This is a genomic window from Aquitalea magnusonii (assembly GCF_002217795.2).
GTDB lineage: Bacteria > Pseudomonadota > Gammaproteobacteria > Burkholderiales > Chromobacteriaceae > Aquitalea > Aquitalea magnusonii_B.
In genome coordinates this window covers 4,609,315-4,622,640 of sequence record NZ_AP018823.1, presented here as the reverse complement: position 1 = coordinate 4,622,640, position 13,326 = coordinate 4,609,315, and the positions used below count along the sequence as shown (strand labels likewise).

Here is a 13,326-nt window from a genome sequence, read left to right as displayed (position 1 = left end):
GATCTTGCTTGACGGCAAAACCGGAAACTGGTGGGTTGTGAGTGGCTCGAACACTCGACCTACGGATTAAGAGTCCGCTGCTCTACCAACTGAGCTAACAACCCGGGCAAAACGTTTGGTGGGTCGGGCGAGATTCGAACTCGCGACCAACGGATTAAAAGTCCGCTGCTCTACCGGCTGAGCTACCGACCCGATCTTGCTTGACGGCAAAACCGGAAAACTGGTGGGTTGTGAGTGGCTCGAACACTCGACCTACGGATTAAGAGTCCGCTGCTCTACCAACTGAGCTAACAACCCGGGCAAAACATTGGTGGGTCGGGCGAGATTCGAACTCGCGACCAACGGATTAAAAGTCCGCTGCTCTACCGGCTGAGCTACCGACCCACGAAAGAGTTCGCAACTATAATAAAACAGCCTTTTTCAGTCAATACTTTTACCGAATTAATTTGAAAAAACCGGGGCATAGACCCGAAATTCATGCTAAACAGCCGGAACTTGGTCACGATAGCGCCAGTCGAAAATTATTGTTCCTGCTGCGCGCCATCTCTTGAAAGCACCGCCTGTGATACCCATGTCAGGTAGGCGGGCAAGCCCTGGCTGACTGGCAAGGCAATAATTTCCGGCACATCATACGGATGCAGCGCATGCAAGCGCTGCTCCAGTGCAGCGTATACCGCCTCCGTCGTCTTGATCAGCAAGGGAATTTCGCGGCTTTCTTGCAGCGCGCCCTCCCAGATATACACTGAGCGACAGGCAGGCAGAATATTGACGCAGGCAGCCAGTTGCTCCTGCACCAGAACATGGGCGATGTGCTGGGCCGTTGCTTCATCCGGCACATTGCAAAAAACCATCAGACAATTCATACGGGTACCCTGATTCGATGCGCGCCATACTATTGTTGTTACTGCTGTATCCCCTGCTGGAAATCGCCACCCTGGTCACCCTGGCCCACCATCTGGGTGGTGGTGTGGTGTTCCTGCTGGTGGTAGCCAGCAGCCTGCTGGGCATCTGGATGCTGCGCAACCAGAAGCTAGGTGCCCTGCTCACCCTGTCCAGCGTATTGCGCCAGGGCCAGCAGGTATCGCTATACTCCCTGCTGTGGCCCTTGCGTTATGCCCTGTCCGGGCTGCTGTTCGCCATTCCGGGCATCCTGAGCGACCTGCTGGCCATTCTGTTGCTGCTGCCATTCAAGGGTCCTACCCTGCAGAATGTGGCCAGCCCGGCGGGAATGGCTGATGATGTCATTGAGGGCGAATTCAGCAGGGTCGAGCCCAAGGGTCAGGACCAACCGCCGCGGCTTCACTGAACATGCAGCAAGGCCAGCACCGCGGCTTCGCTCAGGCAAGAATCAATTGCCACCACCTTGTGGCGGCTCTTGTCTCCGGCAAGCAAGGCAACACTGCGTTTGCCCACGGCAAAACAGTCAGCAAGCCAGGCAAGCAGGGCGGCATTGGCCTTGCCATCCACCGGAGGCGCTGCCAGACGGATTTTCAGGCAGTCACCATGCTCGCCGGCGACTTCGGTTTTTCTGGCTCCAGGCTGGACATGCAGGGTAAGGCGCACGACACTGCCACTACAGACCAACCAGGGTTTCATGGTGATTTTTCCGTAAAAGGGCAATTCTAGACCAGAACCGCAGCCTGCCGGCAACAGCAGCCGACGCGCATGGTCCGGATTTCCCAACAACCAGGAGTTTGCATATGGATATCGGCATCAACGAACAAGACCGTCAGGACATTGCCCATGGCCTTTCCCGCCTGCTGGCCGACACGTACACCCTGTACCTGAAAACCCACAATTTCCACTGGAACGTCACCGGGCCGATGTTCAACACCCTGCACCTGATGTTCGAAACGCAATACAACGAACTGTCGCTGGCCGTGGACCTGATTGCCGAGCGTATTCGCGCACTGGGCCACTTTGCTCCGGGCAGCTATGCCGACTACGCCAAGCTGACCGCGATTGCCGAAGCCAATGGGGTGCCGAAAGCGGAAGACATGCTGGCCCAACTGGTGGATGGTCATGAAATCCTCTGTCGCACTGCCCGCAGCATTTTCCCGCTGGCCGAGCGCGCTGCTGACGAACCCACCGCGGATCTGCTGACCCAGCGCCTGCAGGTACATGAAAAAACAGCATGGATGCTGCGCAGCATGCTGGACAAGTAAACCGTCACCAGACTCACAACGCCGCGCCAGACGCGGCGTTTTTCTTGCTGCTGCCCCAGCCATGCTAAACTGCTGCAGACCTATGGAGGCCGCCGTACACCCATGACCGCCCATCTGCGCACCCCCGTCAACCGCAATCCGCAGTTGACGCTGTTCATCATGCTTGCTGCATCGCTGCTGGCCCATGCCCTGCTGTTCGGTTCTGGCATGATTTCATGGGTCCGCCCGCTGCGCCTGGCAGACAGCCACACCATCAGTGTCAATCTGGCCGAGCGCCCCAGCCCGACGCCTCCCGATACCCGCCGCCTGGGCCCGGATAATAACCAGGGTAGCGGCAATACCACCCAAAAACACCAACAGACCAGCCACCGCCAGGCCAACGAACAGCCGCCGGCCCAGCCACCGGCGGCGGCGGAAAACAGCACTCCGCAACCACGCCAGGTACACACCATACGTCAGCATGCCGACCAGAAATCAGCCGCCTTGCCACCACCAGCCAGTGAATCGAGCGACAAGCCCCAGCCTGCGGTGAATGCAGGCAGTTTGCTGGCGCAGGTGGGCCAACTGAGCAGCGTGCGTGGCGACGTCACCATGACTGACAGCAATCTGGAATCCGGCCGCAAGAATGGCAATGGCGACAGCACCCACCGCTACGAATGGTCGCGCTACCAGACCGACTGGCGCTTGCGCATCGAGCGGATCGGCAACCTCAACTACCCGGAGCAGGCGCGCAGACAGAACATCCACGGCTCGGTCACCCTGGAAGTCACCATTGCTGCCGATGGCAGCCTGCTCAAATGCCGCATCCTGCGCAGCTCGGGCCAGAACGTGCTGGATGAGGGCGCCCAACGCATTGTCCAGATGAGCGCCCCCTTCAGCCCCTTCCCGCCTTCACTGGCGCAGCAGGGTTCCAAAATCATCGTGCAAACTTTCGCCTTTACCCGCGACAACCAGATTTCCAGTCATTAATGCAAGGATTCACCATGTTTGAAGTCAACCGCAGCATTGCCCTGATTCGCCCGCGCGCGCCTTTTCTGGCGTGGCTGCAGCAACTGCCAGGCGAGCTGGATGGCCAACTGGAGCTGGACAGCCTCACCCGAGACTGTAACGCCCTGCTGATTCCGGCAGCGGACGATTATGAATCCGCCCATGATTTTGTATTGCAACACTACCGCATGCTGTTTCAGGCTGAACTGGCCGACTGGTGCGATGACGAAACACTGTGGCCGGAGCAACTGACGCCGGCCCTGTTCCTGGAGTGGTTCGATGTTGAAATCCACTCCGTTCTTACCGATATGGTCGAGACGCCACTAGAGCGCGAGCCATTCGTTCCGCTGGACCTCAATGCCGAGGATTGAGACCCAGCTTCACACCGAGGGGAAACACATGACACATGAAACAAATATCAAGGTCCGTGGTTATCATCTGGACCTGTACGGCCACGTCAACAACGCCCGTTACCTGGAATTCCTGGAAGAGGCCCGCTGGACTTTTTTTGAAGAGCGCGGCGACCTGCCCTGGTTCCTGCAGTCCGGCCTGGCACTGGTGGTGGTCAACATCAATATCGACTACCGCTATCCGGCCACCATGGGCGATGCGCTGGCCATCGCCACCTCGGTCAAGAGCATAGGCAGCCGCAGCGCAGTGATGCATCAGCGTGTCACGCTGGCTGGCACTGACAAGGTAGTGGCGGAAGCCGATGTCACCTTTGTGGTGTTTGACGCCAAGCAGAACAAGGCGGTGACACTTGAGGGACAATTGAAGGAACTCCTGCAATCCATGCTGGACCAATAATGCCGGTGGCCCCGCCTAAGCGGGGCTGCTGTTCTTCCACCATCCGGATTACCACGCATGAAGAAGGCTCTGCTCTCCCTCCTGGCTCTTGCCGTAGTCGGCCTGATTGCCTACACCACCCTGTTCGACCGCAATGCCGCCCCGCAGGTCAGCTACACCTCGCTTAGCGGCCAGCAGGCCGATACTGCCTCGCTTAAGGGCAAGGTGGTGCTGGTGAATTTCTGGGCAACCAGTTGTTCGGGCTGTGTGGAAGAAATGCCGGAAATCAAGAAACTGCACCAGCAATATGGCAGCAAGGGCTTGCAGATCATGGCGGTGGCCATGAGCTATGACCCGCCCAACTACGTGCAGGCCTTTGTGCAGAAATACCAGCTACCCTTCTTTGTGGCCCTGGACGGCGAAGGCAGTATTGCCAAGGCCTTCGGCGATATCCAGCTGGCACCAACCACCTTCCTGATCGACAAGCAGGGCAATATCCTCAAGCGCTATGTCGGGGTGATGGATTTCAAGGAAGTACACCAGATCCTGAACCAGCAACTGGGCGCCTGAGCCCGGCCAACAAAAAGCCCCGCCAGAGCGGGGCTTCAGGCTACTTACACCGTGATTTGATGCGATTCTACTGGACCCGGCACAGCCGGGCCTTTCGATTAACTTATTAATTCCGCAACATTCCCATCTACTCCCTATCCCCCGCCCTTATCCTGCCAATAGAAAAGAAAAAGTGAGCCTCGCTTTCCTTACAGAAAGCGAGAGGAGTTTGCCAATAATCAGAACCGTTGTCCGGTCAAGCTGCAGCACACACCGGACAAGCCGGATCACGACCAAACTTCATCTGGCGGAATTCACCGCTCAGCGCATCGTACAGGGTCAGGCGACCAAGTACCGGTGCGCGGCCTGCCAGCAGCTTCACCGCTTCCACTGCCTGCAAGCTGCCAATCACCCCCACCAGCGGTGACAACACGCCAAAGGTCGCACACGGGCCATCGGATGCCTCGCCCTCCTCGGCAAACAGGCAGTGATAACAGGGTGAACCCGCCACGCGCGGATCAAACACCGCCAACTGTCCGGCAAAGCGCACCGCGGCACCGGATACCAACGGCACCCCGGCCGCTACACTGGCGCGATTTACCGCGTGACGCGTGGCGAAATTGTCCGAACAATCCAGCAGCAGATCATGCGCCCGCGCTTGCTGCAGCAAGCGCATGGCATCCAGCCGCTCGCCCAGCGCCCGTACGGCGATGTCCGGATTGAGCGCCAACATGCGGGCACGGGCCGATTCGGCCTTGTTCTGCCCCAGCGATGCCATATCGTGTACCACCTGGCGCTGCAGATTGCTCAGTTCCACCGCGTCATCGTCCGCCAGCGTGATGTGGCCGACACCGGCACTGGCCAGATACAGCGCCACCGGCGAGCCCAGCCCGCCGGCACCAATCACCAATACCCGCGCGGCAGCCAGCCGTTGCTGGCCTTCGATATCGATTTCCGGCAACAGGATGTGCCGGCTATAGCGCAGCAAGGCTGCATCATTCAGATCTGTCATGGGGCCAAAGCTTAGTCAAATCAGTCGCCAGACGCCATAGTTACTGCGGCTTAGCCCAAAAGCAAAACGCCAGCACAAGGCTGGCGTCTGGCTGGGGGCAGTACCGGGATTATTCCTCGACCACCTTGCGGGCAAACTTGATGCCCAATTGCTTGAGCTTGCGATACAGGTGAGTACGCTCCAGGCCCACTTTCTGTGCCACGCGGCTCATATTGCCGTTTTCCAGCGAGATGTGGTACTCGAAGTAACGACGCTCCAGCTGTTCACGCAATTCACGCAAAGGCATGTTGAAGTCGAAGCCGGACTCTTCCACCGGTTTTTCATGGCGGAACTGTGCCAGCACCTTGTTGACTTCCGGCGCATCCACATCGTCGGCTTCCGACGTCAACGCCAGGCTCTTGATGATGCTGCGCAACTGTTCCAGATTGCCCGGCCAGTCATACTGACGCAGGGCATTCAGTGCCGCGGTGGTCAGTTTCTTGTTGGGAATCTGCCGTGACTCCACCAGTTCGATCAGGATCTGTTCGGCGATGAAGATGATGTCCTCCGCATGCTCACGCAGCGGCGGAATCGGCACGATCACGCTGGAAAGCGCAGTCAGCAGACGGTTATCACATTCCGGGTCAACCAGCAGTTCCTGCAAGGGCCGGCTGCAGGAACACAGCAGCCGTACATTGAAGCGGTCCAGCTTGGAGAGCAGGAACAGCAGACCTTGCTGCACCCGGCGGTTGTATTGGCCGATTTCCGGCAGGAACAACACGCCGTTATTGGCCTTTTGCAGCAACTCCAGCGGCGCATCAGCCAGTTGTTCCGGCTTGGCCGGCGTTACCCAGGGGGTATTGCCCTGGTGGAAAAAGCGTGCCACCAGTTCGAAACCGGAGCCCGGCTCACCGGTCAGCAACACCGGCGACTTGACCTTGGCTACCCGTTCCAACTGACGCTTGAGTTCCTGAATCGGTTCGCTGCGCCCCAGTTTGTCCAGGTTAAGCGAAGTATTGGCCTGCATGTCGCCATACTTCAGCGCGCGTTGCACCGTGGTGAGCAGCTTTTGCAGGGCAATTGGCTTTTCCAGAAAATCGAAGGCACCAATACGGGTGGCCTCCACCGCAGTATCGATGCTGGCATGGCCGGACATCATCACCACCGGCATGTTCAGTTGGCCGGACTTGGCCCATTCCTTGAGCAGGGTAACCCCGTCGCAGTCAGGCATCCAGATGTCCAGCAGCACCAGTGCGGGACGCGTCTGGTTACGCAACTGCCTGGCTACCTCGGCATTTTCCGCCAGGGCAACCGTGTATCCCTCATCCTGCAGGATCTCCGAGAGCAGTTCACGAATTCCGATCTCGTCATCAACAATCAATATATCGCTGCTACGCATTAGGCCTCCAGCAATGGCAGGGTGAGAAGAATTCGCGCGCCTTGCTGCTCGCCATTCCCCAATGTGACCTGACCATGGTGTTCCTCCGCTATTTTCTTCACCACCGCCAGTCCCAGCCCCGTGCCCTTGGGCTTGCTGGTCACATAGGGCTCGAACGCGCGTGGCAGGAGCTCCGGCGGAAAGCCGGAACCATTGTCCTGTACGCAGACGGTCGCGTTTCTTCCTTCTTGTCGGCTGCTAATGTGAATCATCGGGATGTCAACGTCAAGGACCGCATCCTGTGCATTCTGCATCAGGTTATGCAATACCTGCCGCAGCAATGCGGCATCCCCCATGATCATCAGCGGCCTGTCTTCCAGCTCAATCTTAACAGCCGGATTGGATTCGTACAGCGTACTGACCTCACGTACTACCTGATTGAGATCAAGTTCACTGAGTTTGATACGTGGTGCCCGCGCATAATCGCGGAAGGCATCCACCATGTTCTTCAGCGCGGCCACCTGCTTGATGATGGTGTCCGTCGAGCGTTTGAGCATATCGGCATCCGCCCCCTCCAGCTTGGCGGTCAGCTTCATGGCCAGACGCTCGGCCGATAACTGGATGGGGGTAAGCGGATTGCGGATTTCATGTGCCAGCCGCTTGGCCACCTCGCCCCAGGCGGCATCCCGCTGCGCCCGCCCCAGTTCGGTAATATCATCGAACACCACAACATAACCGCTTCCGGAGCGTTCCGGCAAGCGGGCACCGCGTACCAGCAGGCTGCGCGCACCCTGCCCGGTCATGTAATCGAGCTGGGTTTGCCATTCTTCTTCCAGTTTGTTTTCCCCGTGTTGCAGCATGGTGTCCACCAGCGGGATGAGTGCCGGCACCCGCGTGGACCACTGCGCCACCGGGTAGGGTACCAGTTCAGAGAAGTCCACCCCCAGGATGCGACCCGCGCTGGTATTGGCAGCACGCAACTGCCAGCCGTCATCCAGGGCGATGACACCGGCCGAGAGGTTGGCCAGGATGCTTTCCAGGTAAAGCTTGCCGCTTTCCAGCGCCTGCTGCGTCTGATTGGCGGTCTGGCGCGCCTCTTCCAGTTGCTGGGTCATGCGGTTGAACAAGGTGGTGAGCATGCCCAGTTCGTCACGGCGGTATACCGGATGGCGCTTGGAGAAGTCGCCCTGTGCCACGGCGCGGGTGCCGGCTGCCAGCTCGGACAGCGGGGCCGACAGCCGCTCGGACAAGAACATTGCAAATGCCAGTGCCGAGGTAAGCGCCAACAGACAGGCCAGCGCCAGGGTGAGCATGTAGAAGGTTTTCAGTCCGTCACGCGATAACAGCAACTGGTGGTATTCGGAACGGGCGGTCTCGATCTGTTCGGCGTCGCGCGCGATGGATTGCGGCGCGGCCTGCACCACCTGCAATACCCGCCACTCGCCTTCGGGCGTGCGGTATGACAGCAAGACGCGCAAGGCCAGCCCGCCGGCATCATTTTCAATCGATTTGCTGCCCTGACGCAGCTTGAGGCCGCGCAGACTGTCCCTGGGCGGCGGGAGCGGTAGCTGCCGGGCATTGCTACTGGCAAAGTTGAGCAACTGGCCGGTCTTGTTGAAGATGGCGACTTCGCGCAGCCCCAGTTGTTCACGCAGACGCTCCAGCCGTGAGGGCAGCATGATGCTGGGCAGGCCATCGATATCATCCAGCACCACCCGGCTCTTGCGGGCTACATCATCCAGCACGTAGTTGAGTGCGCCCTTGCCCAGCTCCAGCCCCCGGTCCAGCGCGGATTCAACCCGCACGTCAAACCAGCTTTCAATACTGCGGGTCAGGAACTGCGCCGAGATGGTAAACACCAGGGCCCCAGGCACCAGCGCCACCACGGCAAACATCATCACCAGCCGCTGGGTAAGCTTGGCACCAAACACCCGGCCTTTGACCCGTTGGCGCAGCCGCAGCAATTGCCGCACCACCATGCCCAGCAGGCCAAGCAGCAACAGACTGTTCAGGCCAAACACCCACCAGTAGTACTCGGCCAGCTTGGAGGCATTGCCGGTTGCCACCGCCAGCAGATAGAGCATGATGGCTCCGAACGTCGCCAGGGCGATGGCGGCGTAGCGCATCAGCTTGCGTCTTTCATGTTGATGGCTGTCCAGTTGGAAGACAGACTCCACTCACCCGAGCCCAGGGCATTGAGCTGGAAGGGCTTGGGCAATTCACTGATGTCCAGCACCAGCCGCACCCGGCCAGCCACGCCACCCGGACTGCGCGGGTCCAGCGCACCGCTTTGCAGGACACGCCAGTCCTGAATCGAACCCAGCGCCCCCATGGCCTCGGCCAGGGAACGGTAATAATTTGAAAAACTGCCGATGGTGACCCGATAACGGCTGGTCAAGGACTGATAAGACAGTTTGAAGGTCAGGCTGGCGTGTGGCTCGAACCACTCTTTGAGATTGAGGTAATAGGCGGTGCTGCGCGGGCGGGTCAGTTCGAACTCCAGCCGGAAGGTCAAGGTGACACCCTGAGCGAGGGCGTCATTCAGGCTGCTGGAAAGCTTGGTCTGGAAACGGGTACTGAGCGAGAGCTGGCCATCCTGCGTCAGCTCTGCATCGGCACGGCGCGCCAGAATGCCATCGGCCTGCGCCGTAGCAACGGCACAGACCAGTAGCCATAACACCAGGCTAATGCTTCGCAAGCAGCGCGTAATAGAAACCGTCATGACGCTCACAGGGCAACAGTTGTTGCTGATTCAGGCATTCGGCATCGGCATGACGCGCCAGGAATGCAGCCAACTGCTGCTGGTTTTCTTCGGGAAAAATCGAGCACGTAGCGTATAGCATTTTCCCGCCCGGCGCGAGTAGCCCCCATAGCGTATCAACCATCTGCGCCTGTTGCTGTGCCAGCACGGCAAAGTCACCGGGGCGGCGCAGCCATTTGATGTCCGGATGGCGACGCACCACACCGGAGGCCGAACAAGGCACATCGGCCAGAATGCGATCGAAGGGCTGGCCATCCCACCAGTCAGCCGCCTGCCCGGCATCGGCGGCGAACAAACTGGCCTGCAAGCCACCGCGCTGCAGATTCTCTGCCACCCGTTGCAGTCGCTGCGGGTCGATATCCAGCGCGGTCATCTCCACATCTGCCAATTCCAGCATATGACATGTTTTGCCACCTGGCGCGGCGCAGGCATCCAGCACACGTTGTCCGGCGTGCAGGTCGAGCAGATGGGCGGCCTGCTGCGCGCCCCAGTCCTGCACCGACACCACGCCATCGGCAAACCCGGGCAGTTCGCGCACATTCACCGGTTTGTCCAGCAGGATGCCGCTGGCGTCATCCAGTGCTGTTGCCCCCATGCCCAGCGCTTCCAGTTGTGCCAGATAGGCGGCCACCGTGCTCTTGCGGGCGTTGACGCGCAGCGTCATCGGCGGATGGCTGTTATTCCATTCCAGGATGGACGACCACTCTTGCGGGTAGGCCTGCTGGATGGCTTTCACCCACCAGCGCGGATGACTGATAGCGGCTTCCAGATCCTTGTCGGCCAGGCGCAGCATTTCCTCGCGCTGACGCAAAAAGTTGCGCAGCACACCATTGACCAGGGCCTTGAACTTGCCGCGGGCCAGCCGTTCGGCAAGCTTGACTGCCTCGTTGACGATGGCGTAGTCGGCAGCACGGGTATACACCAGCTGATAGAGGGCCACCAGCAGCACGCGCTCCAACTGCGGCTCCGGCAAGGCCTTGGGAACCAGCCGGCGCAGCCAGAAGCGCAGACGCGCCAATTGCCGCAAGCTGCCGTAGCTGATGTCCTGCAGGGCGGCGCGCGCCTGCGGTGTCATATCACCCGCCTGCTGCTGGGCCTTGGCCAGCGCCTCGGTCAGGGTGCGACCGGATTCCACCTGGCCCAGCACTTCGGCGGCCAGTTGCTGTATGCGATGCATGTCAAAACCTTGAAATGGCAAACGGCGAGGACTGTGCTCTCGCCGTATGAAAACGGCCGGTATCCGCCTGGCGGTACCGGCCCGTGTGTTCGTTCAGATGCGCATGATACGTTCAGCCCACGCCGCGCGCTATAGCATGCAAGCGGGCAATGCGCTCCTCGGTGTGCGGGTGGGTACGGAACAGCTCGCCCACATCCAGCCCGGCCAGCGGGTTGATGATCATCATCTGGGCGGTTTCCGGATGCGCCTGTGCAGTCGGCATGGCAATGCCTTGTGCGTAGTACTCGATCTTCTGCAAGGCGCTGGCCAATGCCAGCGGGTCGCCAGAGATCTCCGCGCCGCCGCGGTCTGCTTCAAACTCGCGCGCGCGGGAAATCGCCATCTGGATCAGGCTGGCGGCCAACGGTGCCAGGATGGCCAGCAAAATACCGGCCAGCGGATTGACCGGGCGGCCGCTCTCGTCGCGCCCGCCAAAGAACATGGCAAAGTTGGCCAGCGCCGACACCGCACCGGCCATGGTGGCGCTGATGGTGGAAATCAGGGTGTCACGATGCCGCACATGGGCCAGCTCGTGCGCCATCACCCCGCGCAGTTCGCGGTAGTCCAGCATGCGCATGATGCCGCTGGTGGCGGCGACGGCGGCGTGTTCCGGGTCACGCCCGGTGGCAAAGGCATTGGGCTGGTCTTCATGAATGACGTAGACCCGCGGCATGGGCAGGCCGGCACGCTGCGCCAGCTCAGCCACCATGCCGTAAAACTCGGGGGCGGAGCGGGCATCGACTTCCTGCGCGTTGTACATGCGCAACACCATCTGGTCGGAATTCCAGTAGGCGAACAGATTCATCCCGCCGGCAAACAGCAAGGCCAGCAACAGACCGCTCTTGCCCCCGATCAGCGCACCTATCACGCCGAGAAACGCCACAAACCCAGCCATCAGCATGGCTGTCTTGAACATATTGTTCACACCACCCTCCTTTTGCTGTGACCTATACAGACGCTTACTAACCCAAGCGGGTTCCCACCAGCGCGGCACGACCGGCGGCAAAATCGCGCGCACTAAGCCGTTTGCCGCCTGCTGCCTGTAGCTGGCTGAGCACCACCAGCCCGTCACCACTACCCACCACCACGCCCTCGGCATCGGCACGTAGCACCACCCCTGGGGCGGCCTGGCCGGCGATGGCGTGGGCAAACCATAGCTTCAGCGGCTCACCCTCCAGCCGGGTAAAGGCACCGGGAGCCGGATTGTAGGCGCGGATGGCCCGCGCGATATCTGTTGCCGGCAAGCTCCAGTCCACTTCGGCCTCGGCCTTGGTCAGCTTGTGGGCATAAGTGACACCCTCCTCTGGCTGCGCCTGCGCCTGCAGTCCATCCACACCGGCCAGGGTACTGACAATGGCCTCGGCACCGCATGCGGCCAGCTTGTCGTGCAGGCTGGCGGCGGTATCGTCCTTGGCAATGGCCACCGGATGCACCGACAGCATGGCACCGGTATCCAGCCCCACATCCATCTGCATGATGGTGATGCCGGTTTCCTTATCACCGGCCAGGATGGCTCGCTGGATGGGCGCAGCGCCGCGCCAGCGAGGCAGCAAGGAGGCATGGATGTTCAGACAGCCGCGCGGCGGAATGTCCAGCACCGCCTTGGGCAGCAGCAGGCCATAGGCGGCCACTACCATCAGTTCGGCCCCGATATCGCGCAGCATGGTCTGGGCTTCTTCCGTTTTCAGCGACAACGGCTGTTCCACGCGCAGGCCATGTTCCAGCGCCACGGCCTTCACCGGGCTGGGTTTGAGTTTCATGCCGCGTCCGGCCGGACGATCCGGCTGGGTCAGCACCAGGGCTATCTCGTGGCCGGCAGCCAACAAGCTGCGCAGCGCTGCTGCGGCAAATTCCGGCGTACCGGCAAAAATCAGTTTCATCGTAAGTCCGCAAGAAGAAAAGACAGGGCGGGCCTGTCCTTTTCACATGCACCACAGCCTGCCTGCGCAGGCTGGTGCCCTGATCACATATTCTGTTTTTCGCGTTTTTTCAGCTTGGTGCGGATACGGCCCTGCTTAAGCTCGGACAGGTACTCGACAAACACCTTGCCGTCCAGGTGATCGATTTCATGCTGGATGCAAATGGCCAGCAAGCCGTCGGCTTCCAGTTCATATTCGGCACCGGTGGCATCCTGGGCGCGCACCTTGACCCGCTCGGCGCGGGTGACTTTATCGTAAATGCCGGGCACGGACAGGCAGCCCTCCTCATACACGGTTTCACCTTCTTTTTCGATGATGACCGGGTTGATGAAGACACGGCGTTCGTTGTGATCCTCGGAAATATCCATCACCACAAGGCGTTTGTGGTAGTCCACCTGCGTGGCGGCCAGACCGATGCCCTTGGCTTCGTACATGGTTTCAAACATGTTGTCGATCTGGGTTTGCAGGGCTGCGTCAAAGGTCTCGACCGGCGTGGCCACGGTATGCAGACGCGCATCCGGATAATGCAAAATGTTCAGCAGCGCCATCGGTTTTCTTGCTCCAAGTTGTCGTA

General features: G+C 60.1%; 16 protein-coding genes and 4 tRNA genes. 6 read left to right on the top strand and 14 right to left on the bottom strand.

Annotated features, from left to right (window positions below):
* Positions 1-28: 28 nt before the first annotated feature.
* The 5 genes from DLM_RS21730 to cutA all read right to left on the bottom strand — a co-directional run bounded on the left by DLM_RS21730 (position 29) and on the right by cutA (position 851).
* Positions 29-104, bottom strand: a tRNA-Lys gene (locus tag DLM_RS21730).
* Positions 105-116: 12 nt separating this feature from the next.
* Positions 117-192 (bottom strand) — tRNA-Lys (locus tag DLM_RS21725).
* A gap of 29 nt (positions 193-221) precedes the next feature.
* Positions 222-297 (bottom strand) — tRNA-Lys (locus tag DLM_RS21720).
* Positions 298-308: 11 nt separating this feature from the next.
* Positions 309-384, bottom strand: a tRNA-Lys gene (locus tag DLM_RS21715).
* A 137-nt stretch (positions 385-521) separates the two neighbouring features.
* On the bottom strand, positions 522-851 hold the full coding sequence (gene cutA / locus DLM_RS21710) for a divalent-cation tolerance protein CutA (RefSeq protein WP_197715471.1): 330 nt from the start codon (positions 849-851) through the stop codon (positions 522-524).
* A gap of 29 nt (positions 852-880) precedes the next feature.
* Here cutA and DLM_RS21705 point away from each other — a divergent pair, with 29 nt between their 5' ends.
* Positions 881-1,306, top strand: coding sequence for an FxsA family protein (locus DLM_RS21705; RefSeq protein WP_089082831.1), 426 nt, complete (start codon positions 881-883; stop codon positions 1,304-1,306).
* On the opposite strand, the gene DLM_RS21700 is transcribed toward DLM_RS21705, so the two are convergent.
* The gene (locus DLM_RS21700; protein ID WP_089083025.1) at positions 1,300-1,596 is read right to left on the bottom strand and encodes a DUF167 domain-containing protein; all 297 of its coding nucleotides are present in this window, start codon (positions 1,594-1,596) and stop codon (positions 1,300-1,302) included. The two genes, DLM_RS21705 and DLM_RS21700, sit on opposite strands and share 7 nt — an antisense overlap.
* Before the next feature lie 104 nt (positions 1,597-1,700).
* Here DLM_RS21700 and DLM_RS21695 point away from each other — a divergent pair, with 104 nt between their 5' ends.
* From DLM_RS21695 to DLM_RS21675, 5 genes are all read left to right on the top strand, one after another.
* Complete coding sequence (locus DLM_RS21695) at positions 1,701-2,165, top strand: Dps family protein (RefSeq protein WP_089082832.1); 465 nt, start codon at positions 1,701-1,703, stop codon at positions 2,163-2,165.
* Between the two features lie 102 nt (positions 2,166-2,267).
* On the top strand, positions 2,268-3,134 hold the full coding sequence (locus DLM_RS21690; RefSeq protein ID WP_089082833.1) for an energy transducer TonB: 867 nt from the start codon (positions 2,268-2,270) through the stop codon (positions 3,132-3,134).
* A 14-nt stretch (positions 3,135-3,148) separates the two neighbouring features.
* On the top strand, positions 3,149-3,523 hold the full coding sequence (locus DLM_RS21685; RefSeq protein WP_089083026.1) for a VacJ: 375 nt from the start codon (positions 3,149-3,151) through the stop codon (positions 3,521-3,523).
* Between the two features lie 28 nt (positions 3,524-3,551).
* On the top strand, positions 3,552-3,959 hold the full coding sequence (locus DLM_RS21680; RefSeq protein ID WP_045846395.1) for an acyl-CoA thioesterase: 408 nt from the start codon (positions 3,552-3,554) through the stop codon (positions 3,957-3,959).
* 57 nt (positions 3,960-4,016) lie between these two features.
* Positions 4,017-4,508, top strand: coding sequence for a TlpA disulfide reductase family protein (locus DLM_RS21675; RefSeq protein ID WP_089082835.1), 492 nt, complete (start codon positions 4,017-4,019; stop codon positions 4,506-4,508).
* Positions 4,509-4,743: 235 nt separating this feature from the next.
* Here DLM_RS21675 and DLM_RS21670 read toward each other — a convergent pair whose 3' ends face one another.
* From DLM_RS21670 to def, 8 genes are all read right to left on the bottom strand, one after another.
* Positions 4,744-5,499, bottom strand: coding sequence for a HesA/MoeB/ThiF family protein (locus tag DLM_RS21670; RefSeq protein ID WP_089082836.1), 756 nt, complete (start codon positions 5,497-5,499; stop codon positions 4,744-4,746).
* Between the two features lie 109 nt (positions 5,500-5,608).
* Positions 5,609-6,877 (bottom strand): sigma-54-dependent transcriptional regulator, encoded by a 1,269-nt coding sequence (locus DLM_RS21665; protein WP_089082837.1) that lies wholly within the window; start codon positions 6,875-6,877, stop codon positions 5,609-5,611.
* The gene (locus tag DLM_RS21660; protein WP_231959930.1) at positions 6,877-9,033 is read right to left on the bottom strand and encodes a sensor histidine kinase; all 2,157 of its coding nucleotides are present in this window, start codon (positions 9,031-9,033) and stop codon (positions 6,877-6,879) included. The genes DLM_RS21665 and DLM_RS21660 overlap by 1 nt, the downstream gene beginning before the upstream one ends.
* Positions 8,982-9,536 (bottom strand): DUF4390 domain-containing protein, encoded by a 555-nt coding sequence (locus tag DLM_RS21655; RefSeq protein ID WP_231959929.1) that lies wholly within the window; start codon positions 9,534-9,536, stop codon positions 8,982-8,984. The genes DLM_RS21660 and DLM_RS21655 overlap by 52 nt, the downstream gene beginning before the upstream one ends.
* A 4-nt stretch (positions 9,537-9,540) precedes the next feature.
* Positions 9,541-10,794, bottom strand: a complete 1,254-nt coding sequence (gene rsmB, locus DLM_RS21650; protein WP_089082840.1) for a 16S rRNA (cytosine(967)-C(5))-methyltransferase RsmB — start codon at positions 10,792-10,794, stop codon at positions 9,541-9,543.
* 112 nt (positions 10,795-10,906) lie between these two features.
* Positions 10,907-11,749 (bottom strand): zinc metalloprotease HtpX, encoded by an 843-nt coding sequence (gene htpX / locus DLM_RS21645; protein WP_089082841.1) that lies wholly within the window; start codon positions 11,747-11,749, stop codon positions 10,907-10,909.
* Between the two features lie 46 nt (positions 11,750-11,795).
* The gene (fmt, locus tag DLM_RS21640) at positions 11,796-12,713 is read right to left on the bottom strand and encodes a methionyl-tRNA formyltransferase (RefSeq protein WP_089082842.1); all 918 of its coding nucleotides are present in this window, start codon (positions 12,711-12,713) and stop codon (positions 11,796-11,798) included.
* A gap of 83 nt (positions 12,714-12,796) precedes the next feature.
* Entirely contained in the window at positions 12,797-13,300 is a 504-nt protein-coding gene (gene def / locus DLM_RS21635; RefSeq protein ID WP_089082843.1) for a peptide deformylase, read from the bottom strand.
* Positions 13,301-13,326 lie beyond the last annotated feature (26 nt).